At 46.7% G+C, this 14,687-nt stretch carries 14 protein-coding genes and 2 pseudogenes; 5 read left to right on the forward strand and 11 right to left on the reverse strand.

All coding sequences use genetic code 11. The features are described from left to right. Positions 1-348, forward strand: a 348-nt coding sequence (locus tag KU855_RS13435) for an ISAs1 family transposase (protein ID WP_218530792.1), incomplete at its 5' end; no start/stop codon positions are given. Positions 349-373: 25 nt separating this feature from the next. Here KU855_RS13435 and KU855_RS13440 read toward each other — a convergent pair. Beyond that, positions 374-547 (reverse strand): annotated as a pseudogene (locus tag KU855_RS13440) (TetR/AcrR family transcriptional regulator); the annotation flags it as partial. 96 nt (positions 548-643) lie between these two features. Here KU855_RS13440 and KU855_RS19100 point away from each other — a divergent pair. After that, positions 644-820: pseudogene (locus tag KU855_RS19100) on the forward strand (LysR family transcriptional regulator); the annotation flags it as partial. Between the two features lie 123 nt (positions 821-943). After that, positions 944-1,519, forward strand: coding sequence for a LysR substrate-binding domain-containing protein (locus KU855_RS13445; protein WP_256261028.1), 576 nt, complete (start codon positions 944-946; stop codon positions 1,517-1,519). Between the two features lie 149 nt (positions 1,520-1,668). Here the strand turns inward: KU855_RS13445 and KU855_RS13450 are convergent, their stop codons facing one another. Both KU855_RS13450 and KU855_RS13455 read right to left on the reverse strand, forming a co-directional pair. Beyond that, the gene (locus tag KU855_RS13450) at positions 1,669-2,022 is read right to left on the reverse strand and encodes a cytochrome c3 family protein (RefSeq protein ID WP_218530794.1); all 354 of its coding nucleotides are present in this window, start codon (positions 2,020-2,022) and stop codon (positions 1,669-1,671) included. Between the two features lie 4 nt (positions 2,023-2,026). Then, a complete protein-coding gene (locus KU855_RS13455; RefSeq protein WP_218530795.1) occupies positions 2,027-3,538 on the reverse strand; it encodes a flavocytochrome c in 1,512 nt (503 codons plus the stop codon). 571 nt (positions 3,539-4,109) lie between these two features. Here KU855_RS13455 and trmL point away from each other — a divergent pair. Continuing rightward, a complete protein-coding gene (trmL, locus tag KU855_RS13460; protein WP_218530796.1) occupies positions 4,110-4,571 on the forward strand; it encodes a tRNA (uridine(34)/cytosine(34)/5-carboxymethylaminomethyluridine(34)-2'-O)-methyltransferase TrmL in 462 nt (153 codons plus the stop codon). 29 nt (positions 4,572-4,600) lie between these two features. On the opposite strand, the gene KU855_RS13465 is transcribed toward trmL, so the two are convergent. From KU855_RS13465 to KU855_RS19105, 7 genes are all read right to left on the reverse strand, one after another. Beyond that, positions 4,601-5,146, reverse strand: coding sequence for a hypothetical protein (locus KU855_RS13465; RefSeq protein ID WP_218530797.1), 546 nt, complete (start codon positions 5,144-5,146; stop codon positions 4,601-4,603). Next, positions 5,106-5,675, reverse strand: coding sequence for a hypothetical protein (locus KU855_RS13470; protein WP_256261029.1), 570 nt, complete (start codon positions 5,673-5,675; stop codon positions 5,106-5,108). The genes KU855_RS13465 and KU855_RS13470 overlap by 41 nt, the downstream gene beginning before the upstream one ends. Positions 5,676-5,824: 149 nt before the next feature. Next, positions 5,825-7,255 (reverse strand): pitrilysin family protein, encoded by a 1,431-nt coding sequence (locus tag KU855_RS13475; protein WP_218530798.1) that lies wholly within the window; start codon positions 7,253-7,255, stop codon positions 5,825-5,827. Further along, positions 7,252-8,577 carry a pitrilysin family protein gene (locus KU855_RS13480; protein ID WP_218530799.1) on the reverse strand — a complete coding sequence of 442 codons (1,326 nt, stop codon included), beginning with the start codon at positions 8,575-8,577 and terminating at the stop codon, positions 7,252-7,254. The genes KU855_RS13475 and KU855_RS13480 overlap by 4 nt, the downstream gene beginning before the upstream one ends. 180 nt (positions 8,578-8,757) lie before the next feature. Next, entirely contained in the window at positions 8,758-9,420 is a 663-nt protein-coding gene (locus tag KU855_RS13485) for a class I SAM-dependent methyltransferase (RefSeq protein WP_218530800.1), read from the reverse strand. Between the two features lie 207 nt (positions 9,421-9,627). Then, complete coding sequence (locus KU855_RS13490; RefSeq protein WP_218530801.1) at positions 9,628-10,008, reverse strand: hypothetical protein; 381 nt, start codon at positions 10,006-10,008, stop codon at positions 9,628-9,630. An 18-nt stretch (positions 10,009-10,026) separates the two neighbouring features. Next, positions 10,027-11,574: an EAL domain-containing protein gene (locus KU855_RS19105; RefSeq protein WP_218530802.1), complete on the reverse strand. Its 1,548-nt coding sequence runs from the start codon at positions 11,572-11,574 to the stop codon at positions 10,027-10,029. Between the two features lie 344 nt (positions 11,575-11,918). Between KU855_RS19105 and KU855_RS13500 the strand changes: the two genes are divergently transcribed. After that, a complete protein-coding gene (locus tag KU855_RS13500; protein WP_218530803.1) occupies positions 11,919-13,967 on the forward strand; it encodes a bifunctional diguanylate cyclase/phosphodiesterase in 2,049 nt (682 codons plus the stop codon). Here the strand turns inward: KU855_RS13500 and KU855_RS13505 are convergent. Continuing rightward, positions 13,955-14,563: a tRNA-uridine aminocarboxypropyltransferase gene (locus KU855_RS13505; protein WP_218530804.1), complete on the reverse strand. Its 609-nt coding sequence runs from the start codon at positions 14,561-14,563 to the stop codon at positions 13,955-13,957. The genes KU855_RS13500 and KU855_RS13505 overlap by 13 nt on opposite strands. Positions 14,564-14,687: the final 124 nt, after the last annotated feature.

The following is a 14,687-nucleotide window of genomic DNA, read 5'->3' on the forward strand; positions in this document are numbered from 1 at the left end:
CCGACCATACAAACCTTTGGCAAAGTCATTAGCTATCGCGTACACAAAGGCAAAGGAACGCTTCAGACGCGTTACTACATCAGCTCCGCCATATTATCGGCTGAAAAATTAGCCTACGCTGCTCGTGGTCATTGGGCTGTTGAAAATCAGCTTCATTGGGTGCTGGATGTGACCATGAATGAGGATGCATGTCAGATTTCTCGGGGCGATGGAGCAGAAAACCTTGCAAGACTGCGGCAGGCTACGGTCAATATTCTCAAAAAAGAACCGAGCAAATTAAGTCTTCGCCGAAAGAGACGCCGAGCGGCAATGGATTCGGCCTATTTAGAAAAACTAATAAATGCTTAAAAAACATTCACGCTCTTGCCCTGGTCGCCACCGCCACCAATAAATCGGTATCCGTTGGGAAATGATTATATATGGTACCGCGAGAAATCTGACTAGGATGCACCAAATGCGAGCGGCAAAGATCAAATACTTTATGACCTCGCAAGCATTGCTGGGCAATATCAATTAAATACTGCTCCCGCTGCTCCCAACTACTCATAAATTACCAATTTTTTATAAATAATTAGTGTCATTCGCTTTATATTGATATCAATTTACGCAATAATTATTTGTCTATGATTACATTGATTGCCCTATGGAAAAACTGTATCTTCTGGAAAATTTTATTGCCGTCACAGAAACAACCAGTCTCCGACAAGCGGCACATAATTTAGCAATCCCGCAAATAAAATTACAATCAAATATACATTTAATTGAGAATTTATTAGGTCAGAATCTCATCGAAATACAGGGTGACGTGATAATAATCACACCTCAAGGTGAGAAACTTATCCATTATGCAAAATTGTTGCTATCTCAAGTCAATGATAATAATTCTGTTCATAAATTATCTACCGCATCGACTGAAAACCATTCGATTAATATTAGATTAGGTATGCCGACAGATTATGTGAGTCGATATCTAGATTCATTTTTCTTACTCTTTATTAAAGCATTCACTAATATTAATCTCATCATAGATACTGATGTCAGCGGCAACCTGTTAGCCAGATTAAACAGGGGGGCATTTGATATCATTATTGCAACCCATTGGCTCACCCTACCTAACGCTGAAAAGCTATTTGACCGCCATTTTTATTGGGTCACCGCCCTCAATGGGAACGCCCACCAACAACAGGCGATCCCCATCGCGCTGTATCCTGAAAACTGCCCCATTAGAGTGCAAGTATTTGCTAATCATTCATTAACCATGCCCGCCTTAAATATCGTGTTATCAACACCATCGCCGACCGCATTGTGCGAAGCGGTTGAGTTGGGTATCGCCGTGGCACCGATTGCGGAATTTCGCATCAATGACAAGATGCAAAAAATCAACCCCCAAGCCTATGGTTTGCCAGAACTTCCAGTGTTCAATGAATCCATCTATGTCGTCGATAATAATGATTGCCCGCATCGTGAACTGTTAAAGCAGCTACTTAAACACCACCAGCAATCACTCACCGTCAAGTAAGGCCGCCCCTCAATAGCGCGTGGACGAGCATGCAACAACTCTCGCCAGCACGCTGCACCTAATCCCCGTCCCGCCAGCATAAATACGCCAATAAAAAGGCCACCTAGTTAGGTGACCTTGATGGTGAGTAAACTCGCGTTTAGTTCAGCTTAGCCTTTGAACTTTTCATATTTGAAGGTGTGGCAATCTAAACAAAGCGGTTGATATGTTTCTGCTTTTTTATGCTCTGAGTGACACTCAATACAAGGCAACTCTTTACCATAATGCAGGTTGTTATGCGGATTCTGCCATTCTTCATCACCGCTACGCTTGGTTGTTTCGGCTAAGTCATCCACATCATGACATTGCAGACAAGATTGATCCGAAGGGAAAGATTTCAGTCCCTGATCATGACAGTCTTTACAGTTAAACCCATCATGCCACTCTTGAATATCATTGGCGAAGGCACCGGTGCTGGTACTCAGAACAAAGACTGCCAAAGCGAAATATTTAACCAGTTTCATTTGCTTATCCTTTCATCACATTACGGCCAGCGGTCATACCCATGACCATACATTCTGGAATAGAGCAGGACCCCAAACGAGACACACCATGGATACCGCCAGTGACCTCACCTGCAGCAAACAAACCTTTAATCTGCTCGCCTGACATGCTGTCCAATACCTCAGCTTGACTATTTACCTGAACACCACCCTGACAGTAGTGAGCCTTAGGCCACAAGCGCACAACCGTGTAAGGCGCCTTGATATATTTATCTTTGGCCATATCCATAATCTTGCCAAACTGAGGATCTTTGCCCGCCTTCACATAGCCGTTGTACTCGTCAACTTGCCGCTCTAACGCCTGCAAAGGAATATCAAAACGCTCTGCAATTTCTTTCAACGAATCAAACTTCCAACCCACGTTGTACTTAAGTACTTTTTTACAGTTTGGATGCTGGCTAGCATGCTCATAACTGGTGATCATGATTGGAGGGCGCGGGTTCCCTTGGGCATCACGACACTTAAGCTGTGCATCGGCACGCGTCTTACGGTCGGCAATCTCGTCCATAAAGCGTTTACCTGTCGCACAATTAATGGCGACTGAGTGCGGGAAGTTATAAATGGAGTAGTTAGACACATAACCAAAGCCGCCTTCATCTGGTGACGCCCATGGACCCGACTGAATGTGCGCTAAATGCACAGGAACCGCCCCGAGCTTGAACATGGCTAACATGCCTTCGCCGGTAGAACCTTCAACGTTAGTACAGCCCACTTCGTGATTTAGCGTAGGATCTTGTGCCATACGCAACTTAATGTTCTGCGCAAAACCACCGGTCGCCATGATCACGCCCCGATTAGCGTTAACCTTGATCACCTTGCCAGAGTCTTCCTTGCCAAAGTAATAGCCTTCGCGAATATTCACGCCCACCACTTCATTGTTGGCATTCACAATAAAGCCTTCAAACTTAGCGCGATTCTGGGTAACAGCTCCCTCTTTACGAGCAAGTTTCAGCAGCGGCTGGGTAATACCTGCACCACAACTCACACTGGTTTGATAGGTACGGGCTACCGAGTGGCCGCCCAGCTGTTGCAGATAAGGATGATATTCAGCACCGGCATCAATAGTCAGTTGCAACGCTTCAGCAGCATGGGTGGCTACGTGCCGCAGCAAGGCTTCATCGGCGATACCACGACCGGCAGCCAGCTGATCCTGCACCATGGTCTCGATGGAGTCGTTGACGCCCTCTTTGGCCTGCATTGGCGTATTAGGTGCGGCAAACAAACCACCGTTAATCGCAGAGTTACCTCCGAACATCGACAGTTTTTCATAAATGATCACATCTTTAGCGCCATGACGTTTCGCTTCAATGGCCGCGGATAAACCCGCAAAGCCCGAGCCGATAATAACAACGTCATAGGTTTTATCGAATGTAGCCTCTGTGTCGCACACAGATGCAGAGAAGGCTGCTGGGGCGGTGCTTAATGTGATAGCACCAACACCGGCCATCTTTAAAAAATTACGTCTTTCCATGATCATCCTTCGATATCAGAAGTAATATGCAACTTAGTAATGAAATTATTTATTGTATTTAATTGCCAATAATTCATTTGCGCCTAAGCCAAGCTTACTGTCGTCGCGTATCGATTTGATTAATCCAACACTAATATCGCTAAGCCATCTAGATCAGAGGCTGATGATTTATCATGAACTCAATCTTCAATTAAAAATTGTTTCATCATGACTATCAGAGCGATCGTTAATTCACTGATAACGATCAATGAGCAATACATTATTCGACATAACAGTTAACCTGCTTAAGTAATAAAGAATACCTTTGGAATGACTTCCAAGCTGAGATAGACGATTTAAGATCTAGCTTTTAAATTATTTAGATTATCAAAGTAAGGATTTCATCAAAAAAACAGTCAAAAACATCTACGCGCTAGCGAATTGGAATAACTTCCAAAGGTTAATATTGGCAATGACAATCAAGTTTTTATCTATCAGGTCTCTAGGCCGCAACCGACACCGCTGGCACACCGCGCCTTCGCAGGTGGCCGTAAACTGGTTATAATCGTGCAAATAATCTCGCCAGATGACTAACATAATGCTTCACATTGCTTTGTATGAACCTGAAATTGCCCCGAATACGGGCAACATCATGCGCTTGTGTGCCAACAATGGCTGCAAGCTCCACCTGATTGAACCGTTAGGATTTGATCTTGAAGAGAAGAAGCTCAGACGAGCAGGCTTGGATTATCGGGATATGACCAATGTCGTGCGTCACGCCAATTTTGACGCCTTCCTTGAGGCGGTGGCAGGCAAGCGTATTTTAGCCTGCACCACCAAGGGCAGTCGCCCGCACAGTGATTTAGCGTATCACGCCGATGATGTCCTGCTTTTTGGCCCCGAAACCCGCGGGCTGCCCATGAGCATTATTGACAGTATCAGTGCGGATCTGCGCTTACGCATTCCCATGCTGCCTGAGAGTCGTAGCCTAAATTTATCTAATTCAGTGGCGATTATTAGCTATGAAGCATTAAGGCAACTGGGATATCCCGGCTGCTAATCAGCGCCATCATCTCTGCCTAGCATCGCTTATTTGCTGGTGCTTGGCAGCAGATCGAGACTCAGAAATACTTGATAATGGTTGGAATCATCATCGAGGTACTGCAATTGATGCTGCCATTGCCAACCGGTGGCTAACGGCAAAAAGATTAATTTCAACAAGCTTTCGCGACCGTTAACCTCAGTCACCCCTAAAAAAGAAAAGCCGTCGCCATAAGGGTATAAGCTCATTGCCATGTCGCGATTAACGTTTGCCCCCTCTTGTTTCTGTAGTTGTATTTGTCCATTTTTTTCAACAAACCACCAGGTTTGTGAAGCCATATCGGAGGCTAAGGTGGTCATGATGACTAACTGGCGGCGATCTAAGGAACACATCGCCTGCACATGTGCCAGCTCATAGCGACGGACATTGCTGGCAGCAGGCCCCGACCACTGACCTGCTAGTGTGTGACAAACTGAGCTAAATTCAATCCCATAGGCATTAGGTACAAGACTCAGCAGCAATAAACTGCCACCCACAGATAAATTGCGGTGATTAAAATAGTTCGATATCGTCTTTAGGCGCGTCTTGATCATTTCGATAAACCGCCAAGGCTTCGGCAAGTGGAGTTCCTTGCAGCACAAGATCGAACATTTTACGTTCACATTCAAGCGAATAACTTAATTTTATTTCAGCTTGCACATCTTCCCAGCAATGACGATTAAGGCGCTTCACCGGATCCATCAATACCTTTTCGGTCAGCTCAAGCCCATGCACCACATGTTCTAGTCGCTGCGATAAGCGGTCGTAAAATTGGAATGCCATAATGCCTTGATCAATTTGCGCTTCAAGTACTTTTCCGTGGGTTTTTACGGCTTGCGGGGTGGCAGGGTTGTTTTCTAGGAAACTGTTCATTTGTCTAAGGTGGGCTGCCATCAGGGTGAAGTATTCGCCAAGGCCGGTGACATTGTGATCGCCATCTGAAAGGGTTAACTCAATTTGCGCCATAGAAACCAAAATCATTTTTACGGTTTCATGAACATGCAGCCAACTGACCATGGTGCACAATTCTTCGTCCCCCTCTTGAATCATGCTCGGCTCAGCTTGCTCCTGTGGTTTATTCATCGCCATAAGTATCTTCCCTGTTTACTCACTGAAATTGTTATCTACACCGAGGTATACCAATAAGTGTAGAACAGCATTGGTAAAACGAGAGAAATCCAAATAAAAACCCACCATTTAGGTGGGTTGGCTGAACGCAAACACTGAGTAGATTAACGGCTAAAGCCGACATCCTCGATGCTGATCTGAGTGACTTCGCCATATTTGGCCGCAATCTCACGAATATCATCCGCCTTACCTATTAGGACAAACTGTAAGTTGGTCTGCGGGAAATATTGCTGAATTAAGCGCGCCGAACCTTGGAGATCTAACTCATCAACTTGCTTTTCAAAGTTATTAATAAATGATGCATCAAAGTCATAGAGATACATGGTCGCCATGAGATATGCCAATTGGCCACTGGTTTCATACTGGGGCGGAAATTGGCCTTTCACATAAGATTTGGCTGAATCTAAGGTTGCCTGATCTATGCCTTGTTGCCACAGCCTTGCGTAAGTTGCCAACGCCAAATCAATGGCTTGCTCAGTGGTCGATGTCTTAGTGAAAGTGCTCAGTCGAAATGAGCCCCCCGCTTTATTGGCCGCAAAACCCGAACGTGCACCATAAGTCAGACCACTATTAACCCTTAACTCATCATTTAACCAGGAGGTAAAGCGCCCCCCCAAAATGGTATTGATCACTTGCAGTGATACATAATCAGGATTATCCCGACTAATCCCTAAGCCACCAATCACAAATGTCGTTTCAATCGCATCGGGCTTATCCACCAGCAACACTTGCGCTTTCGTGGGTGCGCCTATTGCGGCTAATGGCTCGACTGGCGCGGCAGAGCTTGCCTGCCAGTCAGCAAACAACTGCCCCAAATACGCCTTCATTACCACGGGGTCAAAATCCCCGGCAATCGCTAACGCAGTATTACTGGGCTGATAAAACTGTTGATGGAATTGTTGGACCTGCTGACGTGTGATGGCCTGCAAGGAGTTGGCATCGCCAGAGCTTGCATTTCCGTAGGGATGTTCACCAAACAATTGCGCCACAAAATAATTATTTATCACTGCCCGCGGGCTTTCTTTAGCCTGAGCCAAACTGGCAACTTGCTGCTGTTGTAGCTTAGTAAATTCACTGGCATCAAAACTTGGCGCCACCAATATCGACTTTAACAAGGGCAACATCACTTTGGCATCTTTCGCCATAAAGTCCATGCTGATAAAACTGCCCTCAACGCCCGCATCAGCTTGCAAACTGGCACCCAGTGAGTCGACCAATAATTCGGTGTCTTGTTTGGATTTAAGGCCATTGCCTAATAGCAAACTATTGGCGGTCAAAGAAGCCAAACCGGCTTGACTATCTTGAACACTTCCGGCGCGCACCACGGCGTTGACTGTAATTAATGGCACTTCGTGCTGCGGCATTAACATTAAGGTCAAGCCATTGTTTAAGGTCAGGGTTTCATAGGCTGGCATCACAAAAGCCGGGCTTGATACCGCTGGGGTTGCGGTGGGCTTTGGCGCCGTGCTACATGCAACTAAGGTCATTGCCACGGTGAGCGAGGCCGTGATCATGGCGAATTTTTTGTTGATCATTGGTCTTTCTCCTCTTGTGCGGCCAAGACACCCACGCTGCGATTTGAACGAATAAGGTATTGAGCGGCAACGCGCTGAATATCTGCCGGCGTCACCTTGTTGTAGGCGTCGGGCGCGCTAAATAACTTGTCATAACTCCCAAAATACAGTTCATAACTGCCGATGGTATTGGCCTTACCGTTGATCGTTTCCATGGTGCGATAAAAATCCATCAGACGCAGATTTTTGACTTTGGCTAATTCGTCCGCGCTGACGCCATGACGAATAATCTCGGCAATACTGTTGATCATGCCTTGCTCTAACTGGCTCGGAGTCACCCCCGGCGCCGCCACGCTGTAAAAATAGAATAAGTTAGCATCAAAACTCATCGGCATATAGGTGTCGGCGGCTAATGCCACTTGGTTATTGACGAGTGATTGATACAAGCGGGAGCTCTTACCTTCCCCTAAGATCGCACTAAGTAAATCCAAGGCATAATAATCAGCAGAGTCAGAGGCCGGCACATGATAAGCCAACATCACGTTCGGGGTGCTCACCGAAGCTTTTTGCACAAATACTCTGCGCTCCCCTTGTTGCTGAGGCTCGACGGTTTTCACCTCGCGAGGTGCCCCTTGCGCCGGGATCGGTGCTAGGTATTGCTGCGCCAGCGCTTGCACTTGTTCAAACTTAACATCGCCGGCAATCACCATCACCGCATTGTTGGGGGCATAATAGGTTTTATGGTATTGGCGCAAATCATCGATAGTCCACGCATTAATATCCGACTCATGACCAATCACGGACCAAGAATAGGGATGCGCGCGAAAGGCCACGGCTTTTAATTCTTCTTGCAGCACTCGAAAGTTGGAATTTTCTAAGCCCGTGGTGCGCTCAGATGCCACCACGCCGCGCTCACTTTCGACCATGGCAGGTGAAATATCTAAGTTAGCGATGCGATCGGCTTCTAAATCGAAAATAGTTTCCAGCGCCGCTGCGGGAAACCAATTGGTGTAGACGGTGATGTTTTCGGTGGTATAGGCATTATTGGCCCCGCCGGCCGCCTCCATGGTGCGGTCAAACATTTTAGGGCCGTATTTCTTAGCGCCATTGAACATCATATGTTCAAAGAAATGCGAAATACCGGTGATCCCAGGAACCTCATTACGCGAGCCGACCTTCCAAAAAAGGTACATATTGGCGTTAGGGATGGAACTGTCCTCCAAGACCATAATCTTGAGCCCATTCTCTAGGGTAAAACTCTTGATATCGTCTTTGGTATTGGCTTGCACTGGGACCAATGCATTTAAGATTATCAAGGATAATCCAATCCATAAGGGCTTCATTATCACTCCTCATTAGAGACACTAAATTCTCTCGCACAACTCACGACTGAGCGGCGAAAGGTCATATTAACCACCAATTAAAAGCAATTACTTAGAAGACGCAAGCCCAACCGCAACATTTAAGTTACTTAATTGTAATAAAACGCAACCAAGCCTATTGCCACCAGCTTGCATAGAGCACTAGCCCGCCTTAGTGAAGAACACGACGTCGGCAGCAATGATCTCCAGCTGCCAGCCATATTGCTGAGCTATCCATTGAAAACTGGCGCCACTGTAAAAATTGATATGGGTTAGATCATTCTTATAGTGCCATCGGCCAAACGCATCGCTATCGCTGACTCGCTTGGTCATGATAGCCAATACGCCACCAGCAACCAGCATGTTATCAAGCTGGATCATTAGCCCCGCTGCATCGGCAATATGCTCTATTACTTCAGTTAAGGTAATGACGTGATACTGCTGATTTAATCGTTCGGGATGAGGGTGATAATACAGATCATAGTTGGCGAATGTGACCCCAGCTTCTTGGGCTATCTTACTCAAGATAGCGCCTTCACCACAGCCAAAATCTAAGCCGCGTAATGAGCTCAGATCGGGGTAGATCAATTGCAAGCGCTCGAGTAATGGCAGCCAAGTACGCCCTAAAAAGCGCCGATAACCACTGTCATCACTGGCATTATCGTGCTTATCGTATTCAGCTTTTTCTTGTTGCGAAGATAAATACTGCTCCGGCGGGACACTCACTAATCGACAGTCGTTGCAGCAATAATAGCGTCGACGTTTATCTTGGCAAAATAAGACTAAGGATTGACCATGACACAAGGGACATACGAGGCTTGTCACTTCGGACTCCAACCGCAAAATATATCCGCCCTTTATACCAGATCCACCGAACCCTTGCTGTAAAAGCGCATGCCTTTACTTGGGTTTTAGCAAGCTTAAGACCCGCCTCAACTGCGCCGCCGCCCCTAAGCTTGGCTGCATGTCGCCCATCACTAAATGCGGCGCTTAGGCCTGCAATGAGGCACTGCATCGCCTTTAACTGGGATATCAATCCCGTGACTTACCCGCCTCTTTGGCCTTAAGTTCCGATGCCAAAGTTCTCGGCTTAGCCGCGGCAGCTTTGGCTTCCATCAAGACCCGCTCACGATCTGACTCCGGCGTTTGCTTGGCTTTTTCGAGTTGAATGGCTTCCCAATCTGGACGATCCAGGTTGTGTGCCTCAAGCGCAAATGTCTCCTTGCTGGCGGCGGCCGCTTTGGCTTTTTGCAGCTGTTCACTTTCCCAATTGGGCTTTGTCTCTGCGCTGCCATCACGAGACATGGTCAGTACTCGATGAGGCTTGTTATCCTTGCTTGGCTCTTGCGCGCCGACCGACGCCGGTAGGCAAATCACGGTAGCGCATACGAACAAGATCCCATGACGTTTCATCCATTCTTCCTTAATAGGTTAGTTAGCGGTTGATTGCCGAGATGTTTGCTGTCGACACCAAGCAGTAAACTCTTTTGCCGCCATCGGTTTAGCAAACAGATAGCCTTGCTGAAAATACACGCCGCGAGCCAAGAGCGCCAAAGATTGGCTCTGGCTTTCAACCCCCTCAGCGATCACTTCCATCCCCAAGCCGCGAGCCATTGCCACATACGCATCCAACACCTGACTCTTATTGGCTTCCTCATCCACAGTATCGATAAATAATTTATCTATTTTCATCACATTGAAGGGTAACCGTTGCACATAATAGCCGCCACTATAACCTGTGCCAGCATCGTCAAGCTCGATTAAACAGCCCAAAGATTTCAGCTTAGATAAGTTGTCAGAGGCAAGCTCTATGTCTTGAATAGGTGAGCGTTCGGTAATTTCCAGCGCCAATCGATAAGCCGGGTAGCCTTTCGCTGCAAGCTGCTGCCATAGCACCGTAAACATCTCAGTTTCAATCTGAGCGGCAATTAAATTAACCCCACACCGAAACTTAGGATTGGCCGCGAATACTTCAGCCAAATCCGAGGGAATCGCTGCTAACACTTGAGACGTGACCTTGGCGATGAGGGTGCTTTGCTCGAGTTCATCAATAAAGGCAACTGGCGATAGAATTTGGCCATTGGGCTGGATCCAGCGGATCAATGCTTCTGCGGCGATAACATCACCAGTACGGATATCCACTATGGGGTGATAAAAAGCCTGCAGCTGCCCCTTTTTCACTGCATCACGCAGCCGATAGCCAATACTTTGGTGTAACTCCCGCCTTAAATGCCATAGCCGGGTGAGTAACAATGTCAAAACAGTTAATAATAATAACCAGGGTAAAAAATAATGTTTAGAGCTAATTAGCACTCGCTTGAAGCTGATTACTGCTGTGGCTTCGATGGGATAGCGCCGACTTTTAGCCACATACATAGAAAGGCCATGATCTTGAAGCGTGCCAATAGAGAGCACAATATCGCCGGTGTCTAAATGAATATGAACCCGCCTTAGCTGATGGGACTCATGCTCAAAGAAAGGATAATTGCTAAATAATGGAATGCGCCGTAAATTCACTTGTCGCCCTTGATACCACATATATAAATCATGCCGTTCCCCACCGATCCAGTCATGGATAATAAGCTTGGTATGCGGATATCTTGGCACGTCAATCATGACGGGCGCTACCGCAGAATTATGATCAAAGGTCAGCTCACCTAGAGTGCTGCAGTAATGAAAAGGCTTGCCATTGATGGCGCGTACCATAAATAGGTTGGTATCAAACGAGTTAAAAAAGTGCTGTTTGAGCGCGTCTTGACCGCTAGCATCGCATGACTGAAAATCGACTTTATCTAATACCAACAAATCTTGGTAAGCGTTATCAAGCTGCTTATCAATAAAATAGACGAGGTCATTGACATCATTCTTGACCTCCAGCTTGATCAACCAATAGCTAAAGCCAAAGGCTAGCACGGCGGCGCTAATGAACAAGATTGCAATGAGGCCAAGCTTAGTCAAAACACCGGTGTTATTTCTCACGTTAGTTTGTTCTCTCAACTTTAGACATGACAAAATTAGTGGTTAACTACTCAGCGACTGCGCCGACTAATTTAAGGATAGTAACACTCAAGCTTATATTAAAAATTGCCGTCTTTCCTTTGATTAAACAATTAATAATATTTATAAATTAGTATTTTTTTAGGTGACTAGCTTTTTTGGAGTTTACATTTTTTGTTCGTCTGTCAAAATACTGACGTAAGTAATACCTTGGTGCGTAATCAATAATATACGTCCACGATTCGAAACCCGATTTCGAGATTAGCTAGCAGGATACATATGGCTAAGAACTCGCTGCAAAAAGAGATAAAGGAGCTACTCACGACATGAGTCAATGGCAGCAATTACTTAACCCAAAAACCGTTCAGGCGCATAGCCAACAAACACCTGCGCTAGCCTTACTCTCTCAAGGTCGCATTCTCGAATGCACCCCAGAATTTGCCCACTTTTTGGCATTACCCCCTAAAGACATTATCGGCGCTGATGTATCGCAATTATCAGCGCGGTTGCAATCTAACGGCCAGGAAAGCTTAACCGCGATATCGCAATGGCAACCGGCTGAACAGCATCAATTTTCCTGGTTATTTATCGGTGGTAACAATCAAGAAAAATTAATGCATTGCCACTTAAGCGCGACTCACTATAACGATAGCCACTGCCATCTATTAGCTATCCACCCCTTAGAGCGGCGACAACAGCGCCGCAATGAGCCAAATAACGAGACGACCTTTAGCTGTATTCCCCGAGAAGTACTCGATGCCTCCTTAGGACACAGTGCCGAAGCGGTCTACATCACCAATGCCCAGCGCCGCATTATTGCCGCCAATAATGCCATGTTCCGCCTCAGCGGCTATAGCCAACAACAATTGATCGGTATGGATCAGCATCAACTGTTTTTCGAGGGGCAAACGGGATTACGTCCGCTTGAACTCGGGACGGCTTGGCAAGGCGAAGTGCTAAAATTGAAAGCCGATGGCGGCCGCTTTCCGGCGTGGTTGAGCCAGCGCTGGCTCACCTCCAATGATGGCGTGGATTATTGCGTGAATATCTTCTCTGATATCACGGCCAAAAAAGCGCTGCAGCAACAACTGACTTATCAAGCAACCCATGACAGCCTAACGGGCCTGGCTAATCGACGCCAATTGAAACTGTCATTGCAAACCGCCTTGGCCAATATTGCCGATAGCAATACCCAAATGGGCGCGTTGATGTTTATGGATCTTAATGGCTTTAAAAACATTAATGATTGTTTTGGCCACGCCATGGGCGATCGCGTCTTACAATTAGTGGCCGCGCGCCTTGAAGCTGGCTGCCCCGAGGATAACCTTTGCTTTCGTCTCGGCGGCGATGAATTCACGTTATTAATCGAAAAGTGCCGCAGTCGCGAACAAGTGGCGGCATTGGCGCGCCAAGTCTTATCCTTATTCGACACCCCGTTTGAACTTGAGGGCCAAAAGTTTTATCTCGGCACCAGCATAGGGATCACCTTATTTCCTGAACATGGTCAGCATGCCAGCCAGTTGATCAGCCGTGCCGATACCGCCATGTATAGCGCCAAGAAGCAAAGCGACAAAGTGGTGTTTTATGATAAAACGCTTCAGTTACTGGCGGAGCAAAAAGTCACTTACCTCAACGCCCTGCGCCATGCGCTCAGTTTGAATCAATTTGTCTTGTATTACCAAGCCATCATTTCAACCGTGACCGGCGAATTGATGGCGGCAGAAACCTTACTACGCTGGCAAATGGACAGTGACAAACTCATTGAAGCGGTTGATTTTATCCCGCAATTAGAAGACTCAGGCTTAATTGTTAACGTCGGCCATTGGGTGTTGATCCAAGCCTGTAGCCAAGCGGCTGCCTGGCAAAAAGAATACAACAAATCTATCCAAATAAGCGTCAATGTCTCACCGCTGCAACTAGAGCATCCAGATTTTATTGAGCATGTTGAGCACGCCCTAAAGCAAGCCAATCTCGCCCCAGAATTGCTGATTTTAGAAATCACCGAAAGCGCATTAGTGCGTCAGCCAGAGCAAGCTAAAGCTACCCTGTCTCAGCTTAAGCAGATGGGGATTGCTATCGCTATCGATGATTTTGGTAGCGGCCTATCATCCTTGAGCCGATTAAGCTCATTACCCATAGATAGTATAAAAATTGATGCGGAATTTACCCGCCAAATGGACTCGGATACCGGGGTTAAATTTTGCCAAGCCATCGTCGATTTAACTAAGGCGTTAGCACTCAATTTTGTGGCTGAAGGCATAGAAACTGAACGCCAATGGCAACACTTTAAATCCATGGGACAAGGGTTCGGCCAGGGCTATTTATTTAATTATCCCTGTCGCGCTAGCGAATTTAATCAACGCTATTTAATCTGATAACGGGCACGCACCTCTGCCGGCATCGCCGCAATCTGGCGCTCCACCATGGCATCGAATGCGGTTAAAATCGGTTGAATATCCATGGTTGGATCCAGCGCCGCCGCCGTATAAGCCGCCGCTTCTAAGGTCGATAAACTATCGCTACGTTTGGCCTTGCGGATACGATAGCGCCCTTGATAATCATCCCCCAAATGCACTGCTGGCAAGGCACTGAGCCAGGGATTAAGCTTGATCATTTTTAAGGCTTTACGCCAAGTACCATCCAATAAGACCAAGGTGGTTGATGCTGGCATCGCCAAGGGCAGTGACTCGACCCCAAGACTATTTTCACTGGGGTACACCAGCAACACCGGCCCCGCTTGCTGCTGTAAATATTGACGCGCCGAAGCAAACTCTTGTGCCGTTTCGCCAACAAACACTTGGCAACTCGGCACGACCTTGCTCAACAAGCGCACACTATTTTTAGCGTGATCTGCTTCTGCCGGATGTTGTAATACTACCAATTGGATTCGACTCGCAATCGGCACTATGCTGGCACAAAGGCAGGCAGTTTGTGGGTATTCACACTCGGGGCAATAACGACGCTTTGACATAACACGGGGCACAAAAGAATAAGACCCAATGATTTTACGTGATGCCACGCTCACAAAAAAGCCCAGAATCTGGGCTTTATGCAGGCAAATAGACTTGTCTAACCTTAAGATGACGACTCAAAGG

The organism is Shewanella sp. NIFS-20-20, assembly GCF_019209865.1.
GTDB lineage: Bacteria > Pseudomonadota > Gammaproteobacteria > Enterobacterales > Shewanellaceae > Shewanella.

Bases quoted from the DNA above. Each gene is read 5' to 3' on its own strand.
- KU855_RS13445 (WP_256261028.1), top strand. From the start codon at position 944: ATGCCGACAGATTATGTGAGTCGATATCTAGATTCATTTTTCTTACTC.
- KU855_RS13450 (WP_218530794.1), bottom strand. From the start codon at position 2,022: ATGAAACTGGTTAAATATTTCGCTTTGGCAGTCTTTGTTCTGAGTACC.
- KU855_RS13455 (WP_218530795.1), bottom strand. From the start codon at position 3,538: ATGATCATGGAAAGACGTAATTTTTTAAAGATGGCCGGTGTTGGTGCT.
- trmL (WP_218530796.1), top strand. From the start codon at position 4,110: ATGCTTCACATTGCTTTGTATGAACCTGAAATTGCCCCGAATACGGGC.
- KU855_RS13465 (WP_218530797.1), bottom strand. From the start codon at position 5,146: ATGATCAAGACGCGCCTAAAGACGATATCGAACTATTTTAATCACCGC.
- KU855_RS13470 (WP_256261029.1), bottom strand. From the start codon at position 5,675: ATGAATAAACCACAGGAGCAAGCTGAGCCGAGCATGATTCAAGAGGGG.
- KU855_RS13475 (WP_218530798.1), bottom strand. From the start codon at position 7,255: ATGATCAACAAAAAATTCGCCATGATCACGGCCTCGCTCACCGTGGCA.
- KU855_RS13480 (WP_218530799.1), bottom strand. From the start codon at position 8,577: ATGAAGCCCTTATGGATTGGATTATCCTTGATAATCTTAAATGCATTG.
- KU855_RS13490 (WP_218530801.1), bottom strand. From the start codon at position 10,008: ATGAAACGTCATGGGATCTTGTTCGTATGCGCTACCGTGATTTGCCTA.
- KU855_RS13500 (WP_218530803.1), top strand. From the start codon at position 11,919: ATGAGTCAATGGCAGCAATTACTTAACCCAAAAACCGTTCAGGCGCAT.
- KU855_RS13505 (WP_218530804.1), bottom strand. From the start codon at position 14,563: ATGTCAAAGCGTCGTTATTGCCCCGAGTGTGAATACCCACAAACTGCC.